The sequence below is a fragment of the Streptomyces sp. NRRL S-1813 genome (assembly GCF_000719605.1).
Lineage (GTDB): Bacteria > Actinomycetota > Actinomycetes > Streptomycetales > Streptomycetaceae > Streptomyces > Streptomyces decoyicus.
The window spans coordinates 274,906-293,719 of sequence record NZ_JOHB01000006.1 but is presented as its reverse complement, the minus strand read 5'-3'; the positions used below and the strand labels follow the sequence as shown (position 1 = coordinate 293,719).

The 18,814-nt window shown below is 72.9% G+C and carries 17 protein-coding genes; 9 read left to right on the top strand and 8 right to left on the bottom strand.

Annotated features, from left to right (window positions below; all coding sequences use genetic code 11):
* Positions 1-67: 67 nt before the first annotated feature.
* The 3 genes from IF67_RS0112735 (at position 68) to IF67_RS45965 (ending at position 4,911) form a co-directional block, all read left to right on the top strand.
* Positions 68-1,465, top strand: coding sequence for a GNAT family N-acetyltransferase (locus IF67_RS0112735; protein WP_030985127.1), 1,398 nt, complete (start codon positions 68-70; stop codon positions 1,463-1,465).
* A 161-nt stretch (positions 1,466-1,626) separates the two neighbouring features.
* Positions 1,627-3,321, top strand: a complete 1,695-nt coding sequence (locus tag IF67_RS0112730) for a DUF885 domain-containing protein (RefSeq protein ID WP_030985125.1) — start codon at positions 1,627-1,629, stop codon at positions 3,319-3,321.
* A gap of 78 nt (positions 3,322-3,399) precedes the next feature.
* Positions 3,400-4,911 (top strand): GNAT family N-acetyltransferase, encoded by a 1,512-nt coding sequence (locus tag IF67_RS45965; protein WP_078889396.1) that lies wholly within the window; start codon positions 3,400-3,402, stop codon positions 4,909-4,911.
* Here IF67_RS45965 and IF67_RS0112720 read toward each other — a convergent pair.
* Complete coding sequence (locus tag IF67_RS0112720) at positions 4,883-5,749, bottom strand: SDR family oxidoreductase (RefSeq protein WP_030985121.1); 867 nt, start codon at positions 5,747-5,749, stop codon at positions 4,883-4,885. The genes IF67_RS45965 and IF67_RS0112720 overlap by 29 nt on opposite strands.
* Positions 5,750-6,048: 299 nt before the next feature.
* Between IF67_RS0112720 and IF67_RS0112715 the strand changes: the two genes are divergently transcribed.
* Complete coding sequence (locus IF67_RS0112715) at positions 6,049-6,495, top strand: Lrp/AsnC family transcriptional regulator (protein WP_030985119.1); 447 nt, start codon at positions 6,049-6,051, stop codon at positions 6,493-6,495.
* Positions 6,496-6,528: 33 nt separating this feature from the next.
* On the opposite strand, the gene IF67_RS39105 is transcribed toward IF67_RS0112715, so the two are convergent.
* Positions 6,529-9,819 carry an AAA family ATPase gene (locus IF67_RS39105; RefSeq protein ID WP_030985117.1) on the bottom strand — a complete coding sequence of 1,097 codons (3,291 nt, stop codon included), beginning with the start codon at positions 9,817-9,819 and terminating at the stop codon, positions 6,529-6,531.
* Positions 9,816-10,982, bottom strand: a complete 1,167-nt coding sequence (locus IF67_RS0112705; RefSeq protein WP_030985115.1) for an exonuclease SbcCD subunit D — start codon at positions 10,980-10,982, stop codon at positions 9,816-9,818. Before IF67_RS0112705 ends, IF67_RS39105 begins: the two co-directional genes overlap by 4 nt.
* Before the next feature lie 202 nt (positions 10,983-11,184).
* Here IF67_RS0112705 and IF67_RS43675 point away from each other — a divergent pair, with 202 nt between their 5' ends.
* Positions 11,185-11,352: a hypothetical protein gene (locus tag IF67_RS43675; protein ID WP_158713078.1), complete on the top strand. Its 168-nt coding sequence runs from the start codon at positions 11,185-11,187 to the stop codon at positions 11,350-11,352.
* A gap of 59 nt (positions 11,353-11,411) precedes the next feature.
* Here the strand turns inward: IF67_RS43675 and IF67_RS0112695 are convergent, their stop codons facing one another.
* Positions 11,412-12,917 carry an APC family permease gene (locus IF67_RS0112695; protein WP_030985112.1) on the bottom strand — a complete coding sequence of 502 codons (1,506 nt, stop codon included), beginning with the start codon at positions 12,915-12,917 and terminating at the stop codon, positions 11,412-11,414.
* Positions 12,918-13,089: 172 nt separating this feature from the next.
* Positions 13,090-13,716 carry a YigZ family protein gene (locus IF67_RS0112690; RefSeq protein WP_030985110.1) on the bottom strand — a complete coding sequence of 209 codons (627 nt, stop codon included), beginning with the start codon at positions 13,714-13,716 and terminating at the stop codon, positions 13,090-13,092.
* 262 nt (positions 13,717-13,978) lie between these two features.
* Here IF67_RS0112690 and IF67_RS39100 point away from each other — a divergent pair, with 262 nt between their 5' ends.
* The 3 genes from IF67_RS39100 (at position 13,979) to IF67_RS0112675 (ending at position 15,996) form a co-directional block, all read left to right on the top strand.
* Entirely contained in the window at positions 13,979-14,755 is a 777-nt protein-coding gene (locus IF67_RS39100) for a type VII secretion system-associated protein (RefSeq protein WP_030985108.1), read from the top strand.
* Positions 14,756-14,978: 223 nt separating this feature from the next.
* Positions 14,979-15,386: a CoA-binding protein gene (locus tag IF67_RS0112680; RefSeq protein ID WP_030985106.1), complete on the top strand. Its 408-nt coding sequence runs from the start codon at positions 14,979-14,981 to the stop codon at positions 15,384-15,386.
* A 25-nt stretch (positions 15,387-15,411) separates the two neighbouring features.
* The gene (locus IF67_RS0112675; RefSeq protein WP_078889395.1) at positions 15,412-15,996 is read left to right on the top strand and encodes a GNAT family N-acetyltransferase; all 585 of its coding nucleotides are present in this window, start codon (positions 15,412-15,414) and stop codon (positions 15,994-15,996) included.
* Positions 15,997-16,193: 197 nt separating this feature from the next.
* Here IF67_RS0112675 and IF67_RS0112670 read toward each other — a convergent pair whose 3' ends face one another.
* The 3 genes from IF67_RS0112670 to IF67_RS0112660 form a co-directional block, all read right to left on the bottom strand.
* Complete coding sequence (locus tag IF67_RS0112670) at positions 16,194-16,484, bottom strand: muconolactone Delta-isomerase family protein (protein WP_030985102.1); 291 nt, start codon at positions 16,482-16,484, stop codon at positions 16,194-16,196.
* A 135-nt stretch (positions 16,485-16,619) separates the two neighbouring features.
* Positions 16,620-17,177, bottom strand: a complete 558-nt coding sequence (locus tag IF67_RS0112665; RefSeq protein WP_030985100.1) for a YbaK/EbsC family protein — start codon at positions 17,175-17,177, stop codon at positions 16,620-16,622.
* A 42-nt stretch (positions 17,178-17,219) separates the two neighbouring features.
* Positions 17,220-17,792 carry a helix-turn-helix domain-containing protein gene (locus IF67_RS0112660; protein ID WP_030985098.1) on the bottom strand — a complete coding sequence of 191 codons (573 nt, stop codon included), beginning with the start codon at positions 17,790-17,792 and terminating at the stop codon, positions 17,220-17,222.
* Positions 17,793-17,898: 106 nt separating this feature from the next.
* Between IF67_RS0112660 and IF67_RS0112655 the strand changes: the two genes are divergently transcribed.
* On the top strand, positions 17,899-18,768 hold the full coding sequence (locus IF67_RS0112655) for a DMT family transporter (RefSeq protein WP_030985096.1): 870 nt from the start codon (positions 17,899-17,901) through the stop codon (positions 18,766-18,768).
* Positions 18,769-18,814 lie beyond the last annotated feature (46 nt).

Below are 18,814 nucleotides of genomic sequence, written 5' to 3'. Positions count from 1 at the left end.
GCGTCTTTTACCCGTCGGACACAAGGTGTTGGCGATCAGGCAACACCTGTCCGCCAGGCTTGTGTGCATGACTGAAGCATCCTCTGCCCATGCCATCCGTCGCTCTCACTGGCGGCGGGACGTCGTCGAGCTGGCCGCCCTGTTCACCGCCGTGGCGGTGGCCGACATCATCGCCAATATGGTCGCGCACGGCCCGTCGGGCCCGGTCATGCTGTGCTCCGCCGCGGTCGCGCTGCTGGCCACGGCCGGGTTCCACGTCTGGTGGTCACGACGCCACGAAAACGCCCCGCCGCCGACCGATACCGGCGCCCCAGCGGCGTCCCCTGCCGGGCAGGCCCCTGGGGCCGAGGGCCAGGAGACGGTGCTGTGGCGGATGCGGACCACGGTCCGGGACGCGCCCGGCAGCCTGGCCGCACTGTGCACGGCACTGGCCGCGCGGCGGGTGGACATCCTCAGCCTTCAGACCCACCCGCTGTCCGACGGCACGGTCGACGAGTTCCTGCTGCGCGCACCCGACGCGCTGACCTCCGCGGCGCTGGCCCGTACGGTCGCCGACGCGGGCGGCGCGCACAGCTGGCTGGAGCGCGCCGATACCCACGATCTCGTCGATGCGCCGACCCGGATGCTGGGACTGGCGACCCGTACGGCCCTGGATTCCGCCGAACTCCCCCTGGCACTGCGACAGCTGCTCGGGCGCTGCACGATCCGGTCCGTGCCCGCGCGCTCGTTGAGCGGTCAGCCGCTCGCGGAGCAGGTGCCCACGGAAGGTGTATTGGAGGAGCACATCATGAAGTTCCGCGACCCCTCAGGGGGTTCGCTCACCCTCGAAAGGCCGCAATTGCCGTTCACCCCGACCGAGTTCGCCCGGGTTCGCGCACTGGTCGACCTGGACGCCAGACTCGGCCAGCGCGTGCCGCCGCGGCGTGAGGTGCTGACGCTGCCCGAGGGCAACGAGATCACGGTCCGTCGTGCCGACACCACCGATCTGGCCGCGGCGCGCGAGATGCACGACCGCTGCTCGCCGAAGACCCTCGGCCTGCGCTACCACGGCCCGGTCGGTGACGCGGACCGTTATCTCGGCCATCTGCTCAGCCCGCGGTTCGGCCGCACCCTGGCGGTGGAGACCGCCTCCGGCCGGCTGGTGGCGCTCGGCCATCTGCTGTGGGACGGGGACGAGACCGAGGTCGCGCTGCTGGTCGAGGACGCCTGGCAGCAGCGCGGCATCGGCGCCGAGCTGCTGCGCCGGCTGGCGGCGATGGCGGCCGAGGCCGGCTGCGCGAGCGTCTACGCGATCACCCAGGCCTCGAACACCGGCATGGTGGCGGCGATGCGCGGCCTCGGGCTGCCGCTCGACTACCAGATAGAGGAAGGCACTCTCGTGATCACCGCCCGCCCGACGGGTCTGCCCGCCCGGCGGGAGCACCGGGAGAGCGTACGGGCCCAGGACGGCACGGCGCGCCGCTGACCACCACCGCGCGGCGCCCACCGTGCACCGAAGCCCTCCGGCCGGCCTGGCGTTCCGACGCCCGGCCGGCCGCCGCATGAAGGCAAGGGCGGCGCAAAGCGACAGCAACGTAAAGCCTCTTGATGGTGACGCGGCGGGGCCATCCGTACGAGGATGGACCCATGTCCCACACCACTTCTTCCGAGGGCGGTCCGCTGCCCCGCCAGGTCGCCGATGCCTATGTCGACGCCCTCGTCGACCTGGACCCGATCACCGGCACCTTCCTCGGCATCGCCGAGAGCTCCCGCAAGCTCCCCGACTTCTCACCGACGGGCCAGGAAGCGGTGGCCCAGCTCGCCCGTACGACGCTGGAGAAGCTCACCGAGGCCGAGTCCCGGCCGGGTGCGGACACTGCCGCCGAGCAGATCTGCGCGCGGCTGCTGCGCGAGCGGCTGACCGCGGAGCTGGCGGTCCACGAGGCGGGCGAGGGCCTGCGCACGGTCAGCAATCTCAGCTCGCCGCTGCACCACGTCCGTGAGGTCTTCACGGTCACCCCGGCCGAGACCGACGAGGACTGGGCGGCGATCGCCCAGCGGCTGCGGGCCGTACCGGCCGCGCTGGAGGGATACCGCGCCGCCCTCGACGCCGGACTGAAGCGTGATCTGCCCGCCGGACCGCTCCAGGTCCGCACCGTCATCGGCCAGTTGGACGAGTGGATCGGTACGGACCGCAGCTGGTTCGCCGAGTTCACCGACCCGGGCCCGGACAGCCTGCGCGCCGAGCTGACCGAGGCCGCCGGGGTGGCGACCGGCGCCCTGGTGGAGCTGCGCGACTGGTTCCGTGACAGCTATGCCCCCGCCATCGCGGGCGCACCGGACGTGGTGGGCCGGGAGCGCTACGCCCTGCTCGCCCGCTACTTCAACGGCGCCGACCTCGACGCGGACGAGGCGTACGCCTACGGCTGGTCCGAGTTCCACCGGCTGCTGGCCGAGATGGAGACCGAGGCCGAGAAGGTCCTGCCCGGGGCGAAGACGCCATGGGAGGCACTGGCCTGGTGCGATGAGCACGGCGAGGCGATCGAGGGCGTCGAGGAGACCCGGCAGTGGCTCCAGTCGCTCATGGACGAGGCCATCGACGGGCTCGACGGCACCCACTTCGAGCTGGCGGAGCGGGTGCGCCGGGTCGAGTCGCGGATCGCCCCGCCCGGTGGCGCCGCCGCCCCGTACTACACCCAGCCGTCGCTGGACTTCTCCCGTCCCGGCCGCACCTGGCTGCCGACGATGGGCGAGACCCGCTTCCCGGCGTATGACCTGGTCTCCACCTGGTACCACGAGGGGGTGCCCGGCCATCACCTCCAGCTGGCGCAGTGGGCCCATGTCGCCGACCAGCTCTCGCGGTACCAGACGACGGTGGGCATCGTCAGCGCCAACGCCGAGGGCTGGGCGCTGTACGCCGAGCGCCTCATGGACGAACTCGGCTTCCTGACCAGCGCCGAACGACGCCTCGGCTACCTGGACGCGCAGATGATGCGGGCCGTCCGGGTCATCATCGACATCGGGATGCATCTGGAACTGGAGATCCCGGCGGACTCCCCCTTCCACCCGGGTGAACTCTGGACACCGGAGCTGGCGCACGAGTTCTTCGCCCGGCACAGCAGCCGCCCGGCCGACTTCGTCGAGAGCGAGATCACCCGCTACCAGGGCATGGCCGGCCAGGCGATCGGCTACAAGCTCGGTGAGCGGGTGTGGCTACAGGGCCGGGAGGCGGCCCGCGCCCGGCACGGCGCGGACTTCGACCTCAAGGCCTGGCACATGGCGGCGCTGTCGCAGGGCTCGCTGGGCCTGGACGACCTGCTGAGCGAGCTGTCGGCGCTCTGACCGCGGCCCGGGTGTGCGACGGCCGGCCACTTCGAGCGGTGTTGTGGCCGGCCGTCGCCGTCCGTAGGGTCCGCTGACATGACAGTGGACCTCGCGGCGGACCGGCCGCTGCTTCTGTTCCCCGGCGACCCGCTCCGCCCGCGCCGCACTGATCCGCACTTCGCGGCCGAGGCGGCCACGGCGCAGTCGGCCGGCGCGGCGACCGCGGTGCTCGACCACGAGGCGCTGGCCGCCGGGGACGCCGAAGGGGCGGTGGCACGGGTTCCGCGCGATGCCGGACCGGTCTGGTACCGCGGCTGGATGCTGCCCGCCGGCCGCTATACCGAGCTGTCCGCGGCGCTCACCGCCCGCGGCTGCCGTCTGCTGACCTCGCCCGCCGCCTACCGCTCCGCCCATGAGCTCCCGGGCTGGTACGCCACCTTCCGGGCGCTCACCCCGCACTGCGTCTGGCTCCCCTGCGCACCCGGCCGGCCCCCGGAGCGGGCGGCCCTGGCGGAGCTTGCCGAGGCATTCCGCGCGGCGGGCGGTCCCTGTCCGCTCGTCGTCAAGGACTGGGTCAAGTCCCGTAAGCACGAATGGGACGAGGCCGCTTATGTGCCGGACGCGGCCGACACCGAGCGGCTGGCCTCGGTCGTCGGCCGCCTCGTCGACCTCCAGGAGGACTTCTTGACCGGGGGCGTGGTGCTGCGCGCCTTCGAACCGTTCGCCGGAGTGGGTGAGGCGCGGGTGTGGTGGGTGGACGGCGAGCCGGTATGGATCGGCCCGCACCCCGACACTCCGGGGCTGCGCCCCGCCCCCGATCTCACCCATGTGGCGCCTGCCGTGCGGGAGTTGGGCCTGCCCTTCGTCACCACCGATCTGGCGCTGCGCACCGACGGCGTGTGGCGGGTGGTGGAGGTCGGCGACGGACAGGTCAGCGGCCTGCCGGCGGGGGCGGACCACCGGCCGCTGTTCGAGGCGCTGGTCACCGCGGGCGCCGGTTACCCGCTGGCCCTCACGGCGGGCCGGGTGGCCCTGCGCGCCCTGCTGCCGGCCACCGCCGCCCGGGTCGCGGACGGCGATCCCGCGGGCTTCGACTGGATCGACGGCACACCGCCCGAGGCCACCTCCGGCGGCGCCGGTATCGCCGTACGAGCTGCCGCGGCCGGCCGCTACCGTCCCGGCTGGGGCGTCTTCGTCCTGTCCGACGCGGCAGCCGGTACGGCACTCGGCAGCATCGGCTTCCACGGCCCGCCGGATGCCGAGGGCTTCGTGGAGATCGGCTATGACCTCTCCCCGTCCGCCCGCGGCGCCGGATGGGCGACCGACGCGGCGCGACTGCTCGCCGGCTGGGCGGCCGTCCACCCCGGGGTACGGACGGTGTGCGCCCTGACCGAGCCGGAGAACGTGCCGTCCCAGCGTGTTCTGGTACGGGCGGGCTTCCGGTTCGTCGGAGAGCGCGACGGGATGCGCGCCTACGAGATCGACGCGTCCGCAGCCACTGACGCTGCCACTGCCACTGCCACTGCCACTGCCACTGATGCTGATGCTGCCGCTGCCGCTGCCGCTGCCGCTGCCGGGGTCAACGCCGGAAACCACCCTCCGAGTTGATGACCTCCCCGGTGATCCAGCCCGCCTCGTCGGTCGCGAGCCAGGCGATCAGCCGGGCCGGGTCGTCGGGCGTGCCCCACTCGCCCCCGGGGAAGCGCCCGGCGACCCGCTCGCGCAGCGCACCGACCGCGTAACCGGTGTCCACCGGGCCCGGGTTGACGGTGTTCACGGTCACCCCGAGGCCGGCGAACGTGGTGGCGAGGCTGCGGGTGGCCGAGGCGAGCGCCCCCTTGGCCAGGCCATAGGCCATCTCCTCCGGCATACCGTCGCCCAGGTCCTGTCCGGAGGTCATCATCACGATCCGCCCGCCCGGCAGCCCTGGTACGCGCCGGCGGGCGTAGGCCTGCGCGAGGAGGATCACCGAGCGGGTGTTGACCGCCCAATGGGCGTCGAGCATCGCCGCGTCGAGCGTGTCCAGGGGGCCGTCGCTGCCGCTGAGCGCGTGGTTGGCGACGAGGATGTCCAGTCTGCCGCCGAGCGCCTCGGCCGCGGTGTCGAGGAGGCGGGCGGGGGTGTCCGGCCGGGCCAGATCGGCCGGCCCGTGGGCCACCACCGCTCCGGGTACGGCGAGTTCCCGTACGCCGGCGGCGACCGCGTCCGGGCCGCCCGGGTCCGCTCCCCAGGGCTGCCCGCTGTCGTGCGGAACGTGGTGGTGCAGATAGACGCCGGCTCCGTATGCGGCCAGCCGCCGGGCGACGGCGTAGCCGATGCCGCGGCGCCGGCTCGCTCCGGTGACCAGGGCGGTACGGCCGAGGAGCGGCAGCGGGTCGCGGCGCGGTACATCGGTGTCCGCGGCGGGCCGGGCGCTCTCGGCAGGACGGCTGTTGTCGTAGGTCATGACACACCAGCCTGGTGGCCGCCGGGCGAGGCTGTCACCCGCATTTCCGTACGCCGGATCGGCGTACTGCGCGGACACCACGCGCGCCTTTCCGTACACCGGTGGCACACCGCGCGGACATCACGCGAAGCGCTTCCCCCGCCCCTCCCCTTCGAGGGAAGGGGCGGGGGTGGGGGCGGCGGGCCGCGGCGTCTGGAGGGGCATGGCCGACAATTTACGGTCCCGTTCTCGGGGCCGAGAAGTGATGGTCACCGGCGAACCCCTTGATCTGCCGGTGATTCCACTGCTAGACAGCCCGGATGACCGGCTATTCCCCCGACGCCACCGACTGGCGCATCCTCGACGTCCTCCAGCACAACGGCCGCGCGGGCTACGCCGAGCTCGCCCGCGCCGTGAACATGTCCGCCAGCGCCGTCACCGAACGGGTCCGTCGGCTCGAGGAAGCCGGGGTGATCTCGGGCTACGCGGCGGTGATCGACCCCGAGCGCATCGGACTGCCGGTGCTCGCCTTCGTGCGGCTGCGCTATCCGAACGGCAACTACAAGCCGTTCCACGATCTCCTGGACACGACGCCGGAAATCCTGGAGGCGCACCACGTCACGGGCGACGACTGCTTCGTCCTCAAGGTCGCCGCCCGGTCGATGAAGCATCTGGAGGAGGTGTCCGGCCGGATCGGCGCGCTGGGCGCGGTGACCACCAGCGTCGTCTACTCCTCGCCGCTCTCCCGCCGCGCCGTCAGCCGGTGACCTGCGGCTTCGTGGCGCCCCCGCCCGGGAGGCTCAGCCCCGTACCCGATGCCGGACCGTCGAGCCCGACCGGTCCTTGACCACCTCCAGCTGGGCGGGGATGCGCGCCTTGAGGTCGGCGACATGGCTGACGATGCCGACACTGCGGTCGCGGTCGCGCAGTGAGTCCAGAACGTCCAGCACCTCGTCCAGGGTCTGTTCGTCCAGGCTCCCGAACCCCTCGTCGATGAAGAGGGTGTCCAGCCGGGTGCCGCCCGCCTCGTCGGTGACGACATCGGCGAGGCCGAGCGCCAGCGCGAGCGAGGCGAAGAAGGTCTCGCCGCCGGAGAGGCTGGAGGTGTCCCGTTCGTGGCCGGTCCAGGCGTCGACGACATGCAGGCCGAGGCCGGAACGCCGGGCGCCGCCGGCCCGTTCGTCGGAGTGGACGAGGGTGTAGCGGCCGCCGGACATCCGGTGCAGCCGGGCCGTGGCGGCGGCCGCGACCTGTTCGAGCCGGGCGGCGAGCACATATGACTCCAGGCGCATCCGCCGCTCGTTCTCCGTCGACGTACCGGAGGCGAGTCCGGCGAGACGGGCGATGCGGTCGTAGGCGGCACGCACCGGGGCCAGGGCACGGGCATCGGCCTCGGCGCGGGCGGAGAGCCGGTCGAGCTCCGTACAGCGTTCCAGGGCCGCGGCATGGGTGGCGGACGCCGTACGCAGCCGCGCCGCCGCGGCCTGGTGAGCGGCCTGTGCGGCGACCGGGTCCGCGGGCGGCAGGGCCGCTGCGGCGGAGGTCTCGGGGTCGGCCAGCTCCGCTTCCACCGCGGCGGATTCGGCCTGCCAGTCGTCGAGTTGCTGTTGCAGCACGCGCCATTCGTCGTCCCGCAGCAGCGCCTCCGCGGCGGCCTGCGGGGTGTCGAATCCTGCGCGACAGGCGGCGTCGGACAGCCCGGCGTCGGCATCCTTGAGCCGCTCGGCGCAGGCGTTCGCCGTCCGGGCCGCCTCCGCCGCCGCGGCGAGCAGGGCGACCTGCCGCTCCAGCCGCGCGGCCCGGTCGGCCACGCTCGGGCAGTCGCCCCGCGCCCGGGTCAGCTCCTCTTCCAAGGCGGCCCGTTCGCGGTCCAGCGCCTCACGGTGGGAGGTACGCGCAGCGGCCCGGCGCTCGGCCCGCTGCTGCTCGTCGCGGCGCCGTTCGTACTCACGCTCGGCGCGTCCGAGCGCCTCGCGGGCGGCATGGAGGTCGGCGCCGAGCGCATGGGACCGGGCGAAACCGGCGCGCAACTCCTCGACCTGCGCGGCGAGTTCACCGGTCGGGGCGCCCCCCGCCGTGGCGGCAGCGGCGGCCAGCGCCTCCTTGGCCGACTGGTAGTGATCCGCCGCCTGCTGACGGGTCTCCTCGGCCTGACGGTGCGCTTCCAGGGCGGCCTCCTCGGCCGTCCGGTCGACATGATCCGCGTCGGCCCGGGCCGGGTCGGGGTGCTCGGTCGCGCCGCACACCGCGCACGCCTGACCGTCGCGCAGCCCGTCCGCGAGCTCGGCGGCGATCCCGCGCAGCCTGCGGTCCTTGAGATCGAGCCAGTGCTCATGGGCTGCCGCGGACCGCTCCCGGGCGGCGAGCAGCTCGCCTTCCGCCGACCGCACATCGGCACCGAGCCGGTCGCGACGACGGGCCGCTTCCCATCGTTCGGCGGCCGGTTCGATCCGGGCGCCGAGCTGTTCGGCCCGGGTGGCGGCCTCCTGTGCCGTCTCGATGCGCTGCCGGTGGGCGCGCTGGGCCTCGTTCCAGGTGGCGAGCCACTCGGCGGCGTCCAGCAGCGTCTGCTCGTCGGCCCGCGCCTCGCGGTCGAGGCCGGCCCGCTCCCGGGTGATGTCGGCGGCTCGCCGCTCGGCCCGCCGGGCCGCCCCGAGCGAGCCCAGCTCCTCCCGCACATGCCGTTCCTGTGCGGCGAGTTGCTCGCCCTCGGCGTCGGCGAGGCCGGACGGCAGCGGGCTTCTGTGCTGCCGCTCGGCGCGCTGCGCCGCGTCCAGTTCGCGCCAGGCGGCGTCGCGCAGGGCGAGTGCGGGCGCCACCTCCGCGGCCGCACGGGCCCGCGCCAGCCTGCCGCGGGTGCGCTCCCGCTCCTCGGCACGGTCATCGAGCCGGGCGGCCCGTCGCCGGGCGTCCGCGTACCGCTGCTGGAGCCGGTGCCGCTCGCGGGCCTCTTCCCCGCGCCCGGCCGCCTGGTGCTCCGCAGCCTCCGCGGCGTGCACCGCGGACCGTGCGACCGCCAGCCGCTCCCGTGCGCTCACCCGGGCGACGGCTGCCCTGACCAGCACCGCCTCAGCGAACCCCGGCTCGCCGGGGCCGGGTGCGGCCGGGCCTTGCGCGGCGGCGGTACGGGCCGACGCGGCCTGCCTGCCCCGTCCGCCGCCCTCCACGGACCCGGCCTGCCCCGGCACGGTCGCCGTGACCGTCGCGTTTGTCCCGGCCGTCCCTCTTGTCGCGGCCGTCGCCGCCGCCCGGCCGCGCCCGCCGGCCGCCGCGGCACCGCGTCCGCGCGCCGCTGCGCCCGTCGTCGCCTGCCCGGTCCGGTCCGGCGCCGGGACCGAGGGATCGGTGAGATCGGGGCACTCCCCCGCCGCCTGCGCCATCCGGTGCGCCAGCGCCAACAGCCGTTCGTCGCCCGCCGTGACCGTGTCCGACGCGGCCTTGCGGCGCGCATTCAACTGCTCTTCGAGGGCCGCGAACCGCCGGGTGTCGAAGAGCCGCCCCAGCAGCCGGGAGCGGGCCTCCGCATCGGCCCGCAGAAAGCGCGCGAAGTCGCCCTGCGGAAGCAGCACCACCTGGCAGAATTGCTCCTTGCTCATCCCGAGCAGCTGGCCGATCTCCTCGCCGATCTCCTGATGCGAGCGGCTCAGCGCCTTCCAGTGACCGCCCGCGCCGTCCGCAGGACCGTCGCAGTCCGCCGCGCCCCCGGCCCCCGCCTCGGCCCCCGCCGGAACGAATTCCCGCAGCCTGCTCTGTGCCTTCTCCTTGGTCGTACCGCTGCCCCGCTTCTTGGGACGCGGCTGCTCGGGGAGCCTGGTGATCTCCAACCGCCGCTCGCCCACGGTCAGTTCGAGGACGACTTCGGTGAGGGTCAGCGGGTCGGCCAGATCGCTGCGCAGCGCCTGGCCGCTCTGCCGCGCCCCGGGCACCGATCCGTACAGCGCAAAGCACACCGCGTCCAGGACCGAGGTCTTGCCCGCGCCCGTCGGTCCGTGCAGCAGAAACAGACCGTCCCGCGACAGCCGGTCGAAGTCGATGGTCTGCGAGCCGCCGAAGGGTCCGAAGGCGGTGAGCGTGAGCCGGTGCAGCCTCAACGCGCCACCTCGGCCGCCATGTCGTCGACACGCACCTCGTCGATCGCCGAGCGCAGTTCGTCCCGCTCCTGGTCATCGGCCGCCCGGCCGGACCGTACGTGTTCCACGAAGTCCTCGGCGATCTCCTGGTCGCTGCGCCCGCGCAACCGCTGCGCGTACGAGGCCAATGAACGGGTGGGCCCCTCGTCGGGATCGAAGACGAGGCTGACGATGTGCGGGAAGCGCCGGGCGAGCCGGGCCATGGGCTCATGGGGGCGGGCGGTGTCGGTGAGCGTCGCCTCGACCCAGGACTCCTCGTGCCGGCCCGGCTCCGGGTCGTCGAGCAGCTGCTCCAGCGGTCCCCGGATACGGGCCAGCGGCCGCGGCACCGGGCAGTCCACCCGCTCCGCGTGCACGGCGCCGTCCGCGTCGAGATCCACGATCCATGACGACTTGCGGTGACCGGCCTCGGAGAAGGAGTAGGCGAGCGGCGATCCGGAGTAGCGGACCCGCTCGGTGAGGGTCTGACAGCCGTGCAGATGCCCGAGCGCGACGTAGTCCACGCCGTCGAACACGGCCACGGGGACGGAGGCGACCCCGCCGACGGTGATATCGCGCTCGCTGTCGCTGACCGCCCCGCCGGCGACAAAGGCATGCGCAAGGACCACGGAACGGGTCCCCGCGGGCCGGCCCGCGAGATCGGCCCGCACCCGGTCCATCGCCGCGCCCAGCACCTCTGCGTGGTCGGCCCGCCGTGCGCCGAGGGTGTCGCGCACCATGGCGGGTTCGAGGTACGGCAGTCCGTAGAGCGCCACCGGACCGTGGGCATCCGCAAGCAGCACCGGCGTGCCGCAGCCGGCCGGGTCGGTGCGGAGATGGATGCCGGCCTGCTCCATCAGTCCGGAGCCGACGCCCAGCCGGCGGGCCGAGTCATGGTTGCCGGAGATCATCACCGTCGGGACACCGAGACCGGCGAGCCGGTGCAGGGCGTCGTCGAAGAGCTCGACGGCGGCGAGCGGCGGCACGGCACGGTCGTAGACATCGCCGGCGACCAGCACCGCGTCGATCTCCCTGGCACGCACCGTCTCGACGAGATGATCGAGGAACGCACGCTGGGCGGAAAGCAGGCTCACCCGATGGAAGGACCGTCCCAGATGCCAGTCGGAGGTGTGCAGAAACCTCACCTAGCGGCTCCGACCTGCATTTTTCCCTCCGAGAGCACACGAACCTGCACCGGTCAGCCGGGTACGGCGACCGGTCCCAGCCCGTCGGCTGCCGCCCGCACCCCGCCTGTCACGGCCCACATTCTTGCATCCACACCGGTGCGTTTGTGCCCGGAAGCCACTTCAGGCCCGCGTCCCGGACCAGCAGTGCCATCTGCACCCGGTGGGAAGCCCCAGCCTGGCGAGCGCACGACTGACGTGCGCTTTCACCGCCGCCGGAATCGTCGGTCTGTCGCCGATCGGCATGGCCCTCGCGGCAGTGCCGGCCGCGATGTGGCCGGCCCGCCGGGCGGCCCGTACGCACATGCTGGCGGCGATCGCCACCGAGTAGCCCTCGTCGGGAACGGCGGCCCCACGGCAAGGAGGGCACGCTCACCGCGAAAGGAGGTCTCAACTGCCCCCGGTGGCGCCCACCGCTCCCGCGACTCCCTTGTCCCCCTCGTCTCCCCCGGCCTCCTCGGCGTCCGGGTCCACGCCGTGCAGATACTCCTCGCTGATCCGCTTCGGCCCGAACGGCCACTCCTTCTCGTAACGGGCCCATGCGAGAAAGGCCACGAGGCCCGCCCCGACCCACGCCAACGACCATTCGATGGGGTGCCTGCCGGGCGAGTTGCGGTCCGCGTAGCCGTAGATCACCAGCCAGCCGACCAGCGCCACGACGCTCGGCAGCGGATAGAGCCACATCCGGTACGGGCGGCGCAGCCCCGGCTGACGGCGGCGCAGCACGGTCACCGCCGCGACCTGGGCCAGCGACTGCACGATCACCATGACGGTGGTCAGCAGCTGGATGACGGTGGCCAGGCCGGTGTGCCGTCCGATGAGGAAGCCCACCGCCATCACGGCGCCCATGGTCAGCAGGCCCAGCACGGGGAAGCGGTGGCGCGGGTGCAGCTTGCCGTACGGGCGGAAGAAGACCCGGTCGCGGGCGGCGTCGTAGGGGACCCGGGAGCCGCCGAGGAGTCCGGTGAAGACGGAGGCGACGGCGGTGATGAGGATGAGCACGGTGACGGTCTCGGCGGCGCCCCTGCCCCAGGCCTTCTCCAGCACGGCGGAGGCGACCGAGGAGGACGCCGTGGAGTGCGGGTCGAGCATGTCCTGCCAGTTCACGATGCCCAGGGTGCCGATCTGTAGCAGCAGATAGATCGTCATGATGCCCAGGATGGAGGTGATGACGGCGCGGGGGATGGTGCGGCCGGGCTGCCTGATCTCGGCGCCCATGTACGCGATGGTGTTGTAGCCGAGGTAGTCGTAGATGCCGATCGTCAGGCCGGCCGCGAAGCCGATCCAGAAGTGACTAGCCGTCAGCTCGAAGGCGTGGGCAGGGTAGGTGAAGGCACGCTCCGGGCTGAAGTGGGTGAAGGCGGCGACGATGACCAGGAGGACGGAGGCGATCATCACCGTCCACAGGACGACGGTGAGCTTGGCGATGTTCTCCACCCGTCGCCACAGCAGCACGATGATGCCCACGGTGACGACGAGGCCGACGAGGTCGCCCTGCCCCGGGCTCATGTCCGGCCACAGATAGCCGAGGTACTGGACAAAGCCGATCACGCCGGTGGACATCCCCAGCGGGATGAACAGCATGGCCGTCCAGACGAACAGAAACGGCATCAGCTTGCCGGTCCGGTACTGGAAAGCCTGCCGCAGATAGACATAGCTGCCGCCCGCACCGGGCAGCGACGCCCCCAGCTCGGCCCAGATCAGCCCGTCGGCGAGCGCCAGGACCGCGCCGGCGAGAAACCCGGTCACGGCCTGCGGCCCGCCGAACGCCGCGACCATCAGCGGGATGGTCACAAAGGGGCCGATGCCGCACATCTGACTCATGTTGATGGCGGTGGCCTGGAACAGGCCGATCCGGCGGACGAATCCCACGCGCTCATCGAGGAGTTCAGGCATGGGGAAGCCTTTCTCGTGCCGGCACGCACACCGGTTTCGCGGCCCGTTCTCACCGCGCCACAGGCTGACACGATCCGCGCCCCGGCGCACCGGTCCGTACCGGACTTTCCGGCGCAACAGGCCCACCCTCCGGCCGCCGGACCCCGCCGCCCCCGGGAACAGGCCGCCCCTCTCAGAGCTCCCCGTACGCCTCGCCGCCGAGCTCCAGCCGGGCCGTGCCGGCGGTGGTGTCCGCGAGCCAGCCGCGGAAGGCGTCGAGATCGGCCTCCGGCAGCCCGATCTCGATGCTTACCTCCGCTCCGTAGGTCACCTCGCGCACCGCCCGTCCCGTCGTGCGCAGATCGTTCTCCACCCGGCCCGCGCGCTGGTGGTCGACGGTGACCGTCACCAGGCGGAAGCGCTTCCGGGTGACCGTGCCGAGCGCATCCAGCGCCTCGCCGACGACGCCTCCGTACGCGCGGATGAGGCCGCCCGCGCCCAGCTTGACCCCGCCGAAGTAGCGGGTGACGACGGCCACGACATAGCGCAACTCGCGGCGCACCAGCATCTGGAGCATCGGTACGCCCGCGGTGCCGCCCGGCTCGCCGTCGTCGCTCGCCTTCTGGATGCCGCCGTCGGCGCCCAGGACGTAGGCGAAGCAGTGATGGCGGGCCGTGGGGTGCTCCTTGCGGATGCGCGCGATGAAGTCCTGGGCCTCGGCCTCAGTCGCTACCGGCGCGAGCGCGCAGAGGAAGCGGGACTTGTTGATCTCGATCTCATGGACGCCCTCGCGCGCGAGCGTGCGGTACTGCTCCTGCATCCGACCAGCCTATGCGGCCCCTGTGACAGGCGGACACCGGCCGCTCCCCCGGACCGCGCCGCGCTGGGGTGTCCGCCGTAAGGGCGCGGGTGTCCGCCGTACGGGCGCGTTCCGCGCGGCCAGGCGGCGTACCCACCCCGTCCGCACGGTGCGTCGGTGAGACGTGCGCCCCGGCCGTGGGCACTGTGAGGTCAGTGCGAGAGCCTCGTGTTTCCGGGGCCCCGCTCGTACGTGTAGGAACGGCGGGTTTGCGGAGGGCTGCATGGAAGAGAGCACACAGTCGGCGATGACGGCGGGAGTTCCGGTGACGGGCGAGGAGATGCCCGAGCCCCCGCCGGAGGTCATCGAGGCGGCACGCAAGGCACCCGACCACTGGCTGGCCATGGTGGATCTGACCTGGCAGGGCGAGGGGCCACCGCCCCTGTGGGCGCTGATCGGACAATGGCGCTCGAGCCCGACGGGCGAGATCGTGGAGTGGCGGGACAACCCGGAGTACCGGCCGTCACCCCAGATGCTGGACTGGGCGGAGCCGACCGATGCGGTCGACAGCGCGCTCCAGCTCGCCGCGACCGGCTACGGACCGGGAGAGGCCGTCTCCGAGGCACTGGCGCGCGCGGAGGTCTCCGTCCTGGTCACCGCGACCGGTACGCCACTGGCCGCCGCCTCGCCCGAGGGCACCCCGGTGATCCCCGTCTATACCTCGCAGAGCTACCTCGAATCGGTGGGCCGTCTGCTGTACGACCGACGGCCGGTGGCCGAACTCGTCGAGCAGCTGCCGCCGGGGCATGCGCTGTACCTCAACCCGACCGGCCCGGTGAGCATGCTGGTGGACACCGAGGAGCTGCGCGCGACGCTGACGGGCGCATCCGGTACGACGGCCGAGACGCGGGAACCCGTGGCGCCGCGGCCCGGCACCGGAGCCGGCGGCGCGGAGCCGGTGGGCAGCGGCCGGGCGATCGGCAAACCGGCCCGTGCCGCGACGGGCAGCACCGTCGGGGCCGGGCTGGCCGGCAGCGGAAGGGCCCGCGGCGCGAACTGAGCCGCCGGCGCAGAAACCCGCCCCGCCCGTCTTCCCCTTCGGGCGGGGCGTCTGCCGTCCGGCTCGCGCACCCATGGCTGCACGCCGCACGGCCAAGGCCTCTCGTTCGGCTCGTGCCGGGCTGATCCGAGCGAAAGACCCTGGTCATCTCCCGCGACGGGAATCTCCGGGTCGCGCCGTCCGTTGAGCCGCACAGGACCCTTCCATCCGCAGGAGGCAGTGCGTGTACGGCGACTCCAGCACGATCCGCAAGATCCTCACCGAGCTCGGCGACACCTGGGCCGTCGTGGGCCTGTCCCACAACGAGCAGCGCGCCGCGCACGGCGTCGCGGAGGTGTTGCAGCGGTACGGCAAGCGGATCGTGCCGGTGCATCCGAAGGCCGAGACGGTGCACGGCGAGCAGGGGTACCCCTCACTGGCCGCGATTCCCTTTCCGGTCGATGTGGTCGATGTGTTCGTCAACAGCGAGCATGCGGGTGGCGTCGCCGATGAGGCCGTGGCGGTCGGGGCGAAGGCCGTCTGGTTCCAGCTCGGGGTGATCGACGAGGCGGCCTGGGACCGGGTGCACGACTCCGGGCTCGACATGGTGATGGACCGCTGTCCGGCGATTGAGATTCCCCGTTTGGGCTGAGCGGCGGGTGCGTTAGCGTCCGGGCATGATCGTGACCCGAGCCGCTGTTCCCGAGGACGCCACCGAACTTGTCCGGCTGCGCCGGCTGATGTTCCTTGCGATGAACGGGCGTGATGCACGGGGGAGTTGGGAGCAGGACGCGGAGACGACGGTGCGGCGGCAGCTGGCCGGCGCGGATGCCCGGCTGGCCGGGTTCGTGGTGGCGGGTGACGAGGCGGGTGCGCCGCATCTTGCGGCGTGCGCACTCGGGACCGTCGAGGAACGGCTGCCGTCACCGAGCCACCCGTCGGGGCGCTTCGGCTTCGTCTTCAACGTCTGTACGGACCCCCGCTACCGGGGCCGCGGCTATGCGCGCGCCACGACGGAGGCGCTGCTGGGCTGGTTCGCCGAGCGGGGCGTCACCCGGGTCGATCTGCATGCCACCGACGATGCCGAGCCGCTGTACCGCAGCCTGGGCTTCGCCGAGCACTCCCTGGCGCTGTCGCTGGATGTGCGGTCCGGCGAGTGCGCCGTCCCGCAGGCCCCGACCCGGCCCGCCGCGGAACTACCGCGCGCTGCGTGGCGAGGTGAGGTGGCGAGGTCCGGGTGCCGGAACACAGCCGCTGAGTGAACCCTCCCGGTGAGGAGCCGGTGAGTACGCCCACCCCGTGAGTAGGATTCGTCGTCCTTCGTGCTGTTCATCGGGGTTCTCCTGTCGGGTGGAGCCGAGGGCCGATCAGTGTGGGTAACGGCCCCGCGCGCCGTCGTGATCGATCGTGGCGGCGTGCTCCAGCCCCCGACCGATCCGGACGGCCGGGGTCGGCGCGCCTAAAGGCCCGGGTCATTCGGGTGCGGGGACAGCGGCGTCACCGTGTCGTGCCGCCACACCCGCAGCGGCATCGACACGAGCACCTGCTCCAACTGCTCCGCGTCGTCCGCGCGGAAAAGACCCCATGTGCGCCATTCACCCGGGGCAAGCGGCGGACGCCACAGCCGCAGCAGGCTTCCCTGCCCGGCCAGTTCCCGCGCCCGTACCGCTTCCCGGGCCCGGAGCTCCTCCACGGCCTCCGCCGATGTGCCCTCCGGAACGGTGGTCACCATGTCGACCAGGAACTCCATGCGCGGCTCTTCCCGTCACGTCACGCCATGCCCGATGACGGAAACACTAGCCGCGGCCGCGGCTCATCGGGGATCACGCACGGGCGCGGCGCGCCGGGTGGTGACCCGGACGAGACGGCCCAGGGGAGACAGCCCCTAGGCGATGCCCAGCCCGTCCAGGACCGTGGCGCCGGGCAGTTCGGCCAGGGCCTTGCCGGGAACGATGAGCTTGCCTCGGCGGCTGCCGCTGCCGATCAGGGCGTAGGGGATGTCGGCGACGGCGGCGTCCACCAGCAGCGGCCAGTCGGCGGGCAGGCCGATCGGGGTGATCCCGCCGTACTCCATCCCGCTGTCGCCGACCGCCTTGTCCATCGGCGCGAACGACGCCTTGCGGGCGCCCAGTTGACGCCGCACCACACCGTTGACGTCGACGCGGGTGTGGGAGAGCACGACACAGGCGGCCAGGGTGGTTTCGCCGCCGCGCTTGCCGGCCACCACCACACAGTTCGCCGACTGCTCCAGGAGCCAGGCACCGTGGTGCTCGACGAGCAGTGCGGTGTCCGCGATGGCGGGGTCCGTCTCGACGTAGCGCAGTTCGCCGGCCGGCACGGATCCGCTCCAGGCGCGGATCGCGGTGGCCACCGGCTCCACCAGCAGGTCCAGGCACTCGGCAGCGGGGCGGACATCGTCAAAAGCATCCATCGGCACGCGCATGGCGCCAAGCTAACAGCCCAGCCGGAGCGGCGGCGGACCGTCTCAGCGGGCGGGCGGGATGATCACCGACATGGTCATCTCGACCGGTTCCGCACCGTCGTTGCGGTAGCCGTGCGCGACCTTGGCCTCGAAGGTCGCCGAGGCACCGGCGGGCACCGTGCGCTCCGCGCCGTCCACGATCAGCGTCAGCGTGCCGGCCCGGACATGGAGCAGTTCCACGGTGCCGGGCGGATGCGGATCCGAGGCGCTGCTGTCGCCGGGCATCAGGCGCCAGTCCCACAGTTCGTACGGCCCCGGCGCCTCGGCGCCGACAAGGAGCGTGGTGAAGCTGCCGGCCTCGGTGGACCACAGGCGGACCGCCTCGCTCGGCGCCACGATGCGCACCTGCGCGCCCTGTTCGTAGTCGAGGAGCGTGGTGATGCTGACCCCGAGCGCGTCGGCGATCTTGACGGTGGTTCCCACGCTCGGATTCGTCCGGGCCTGCTCGATCTGGATGATCATGCCGCGGCTGACCCCGGCACGGGCCGCCAGTGCATCGAGGGTGAAGCCGCGCTCGGCGCGCCAGTGCTTGAGGTTGCGGGCGAGCGACTGCGTGAGCTGGTCGAGGTCCGTCACGGTCCGTCCAAGTCGGAGGGCAATATATTGGATGCCGCAATGCAGTCCGCTGCACTACGGTGTGGTGTACTTCAGCGTCCGGTTCACTGTACTGCGAGGTTTCACCATGACAGCGGTCTTCGCCCTGGCCACCAGTCTTCTGTGGGGGCTCGCCGACTTCGGCGGTGGACTGCTCACCCGACGCCTCCAGGCACTGACCGTGGTGGTCGTCTCGCAGACCCTGGCCGCCGTGGTGCTGGGCGCCATCGTGCTGGCCACCGGCGGCTGGCGGGAGGCCGGACCACAGCTGTGGTTCGCCGTCGGGGCGGGCGTCGTGGGGCCCGCCGCCATGCTCTGCTTCTACCGCGCCCTGGCGCTCGGCCCGATGGGCGTGGTCTCCCCGCTCGCCTCGGTCGGCACCGTCCTCGTACCGCTCGGCGTCGGGATCGTGGCGGGCGAGCGGCCGGGGCTGCTCCAGGCCTCCGGCATGGTCGTGGCCGTGATCGGTGTCCTGCTGGCCGGCGGCCCGCGGGTCAGCGGGGCGTCCGTGGCCCGCCAGACCATCGTACTGACGCTGGTCTCGGCGCTCGGGTTCGGCGCGGTGATGGCGCTGATCTCGGAGGCGTCTACGACCCTGACCGGGCTCTTCCTCGCCCTGTTCGTGCAGCGGGTGTGCAATGTCGCCGTTGGCGGCGCCGCCCTGTACGCGTCGGTGCGGCGTGGCACCCCGGCGCTCCCCGAGGGCGGGCTCCCGGCCCTCCGGGGTGCGCTGCCCGCGCTCGGTTTCGTCGGGATCGCCGATGTCGCCGCCAATGGCACCTACGCCCTCGCCGCCCAGAACGGGCCGGTCACCATGGCGGCGGTGCTCGCCTCCCTCTATCCCGTCGTCACCTCGCTGGCCGCACTCGGCGTCCTCAAGGAGCGGCTGCGGGCGATCCAGACGGCCGGCGCCTCCCTCGCGCTGGTCGGCTCGGTGCTGCTCGCCTCGGGGAGCTGACACGGACGGAGCCGACGACGGCGGCCCCGTTGTGCCTGACGGCGGC

Coding starts and splice junctions, on each gene's coding strand:
- IF67_RS39100 (WP_030985108.1), top strand. CDS start 13,979: ATGGAAGAGAGCACACAGTCGGCGATGACGGCGGGAGTTCCGGTGACG.
- IF67_RS0112695 (WP_030985112.1), bottom strand. CDS start 12,917: ATGCCTGAACTCCTCGATGAGCGCGTGGGATTCGTCCGCCGGATCGGC.
- IF67_RS0112735 (WP_030985127.1), top strand. CDS start 68: ATGACTGAAGCATCCTCTGCCCATGCCATCCGTCGCTCTCACTGGCGG.
- IF67_RS0112730 (WP_030985125.1), top strand. CDS start 1,627: ATGTCCCACACCACTTCTTCCGAGGGCGGTCCGCTGCCCCGCCAGGTC.
- IF67_RS0112670 (WP_030985102.1), bottom strand. CDS start 16,484: ATGGAGTTCCTGGTCGACATGGTGACCACCGTTCCGGAGGGCACATCG.
- IF67_RS45965 (WP_078889396.1), top strand. CDS start 3,400: ATGACAGTGGACCTCGCGGCGGACCGGCCGCTGCTTCTGTTCCCCGGC.
- IF67_RS0112720 (WP_030985121.1), bottom strand. CDS start 5,749: ATGACCTACGACAACAGCCGTCCTGCCGAGAGCGCCCGGCCCGCCGCG.
- IF67_RS0112675 (WP_078889395.1), top strand. CDS start 15,412: ATGATCGTGACCCGAGCCGCTGTTCCCGAGGACGCCACCGAACTTGTC.
- IF67_RS0112655 (WP_030985096.1), top strand. CDS start 17,899: ATGACAGCGGTCTTCGCCCTGGCCACCAGTCTTCTGTGGGGGCTCGCC.
- IF67_RS0112665 (WP_030985100.1), bottom strand. CDS start 17,177: ATGCGCGTGCCGATGGATGCTTTTGACGATGTCCGCCCCGCTGCCGAG.
- IF67_RS0112715 (WP_030985119.1), top strand. CDS start 6,049: ATGACCGGCTATTCCCCCGACGCCACCGACTGGCGCATCCTCGACGTC.
- IF67_RS0112690 (WP_030985110.1), bottom strand. CDS start 13,716: ATGCAGGAGCAGTACCGCACGCTCGCGCGCGAGGGCGTCCATGAGATC.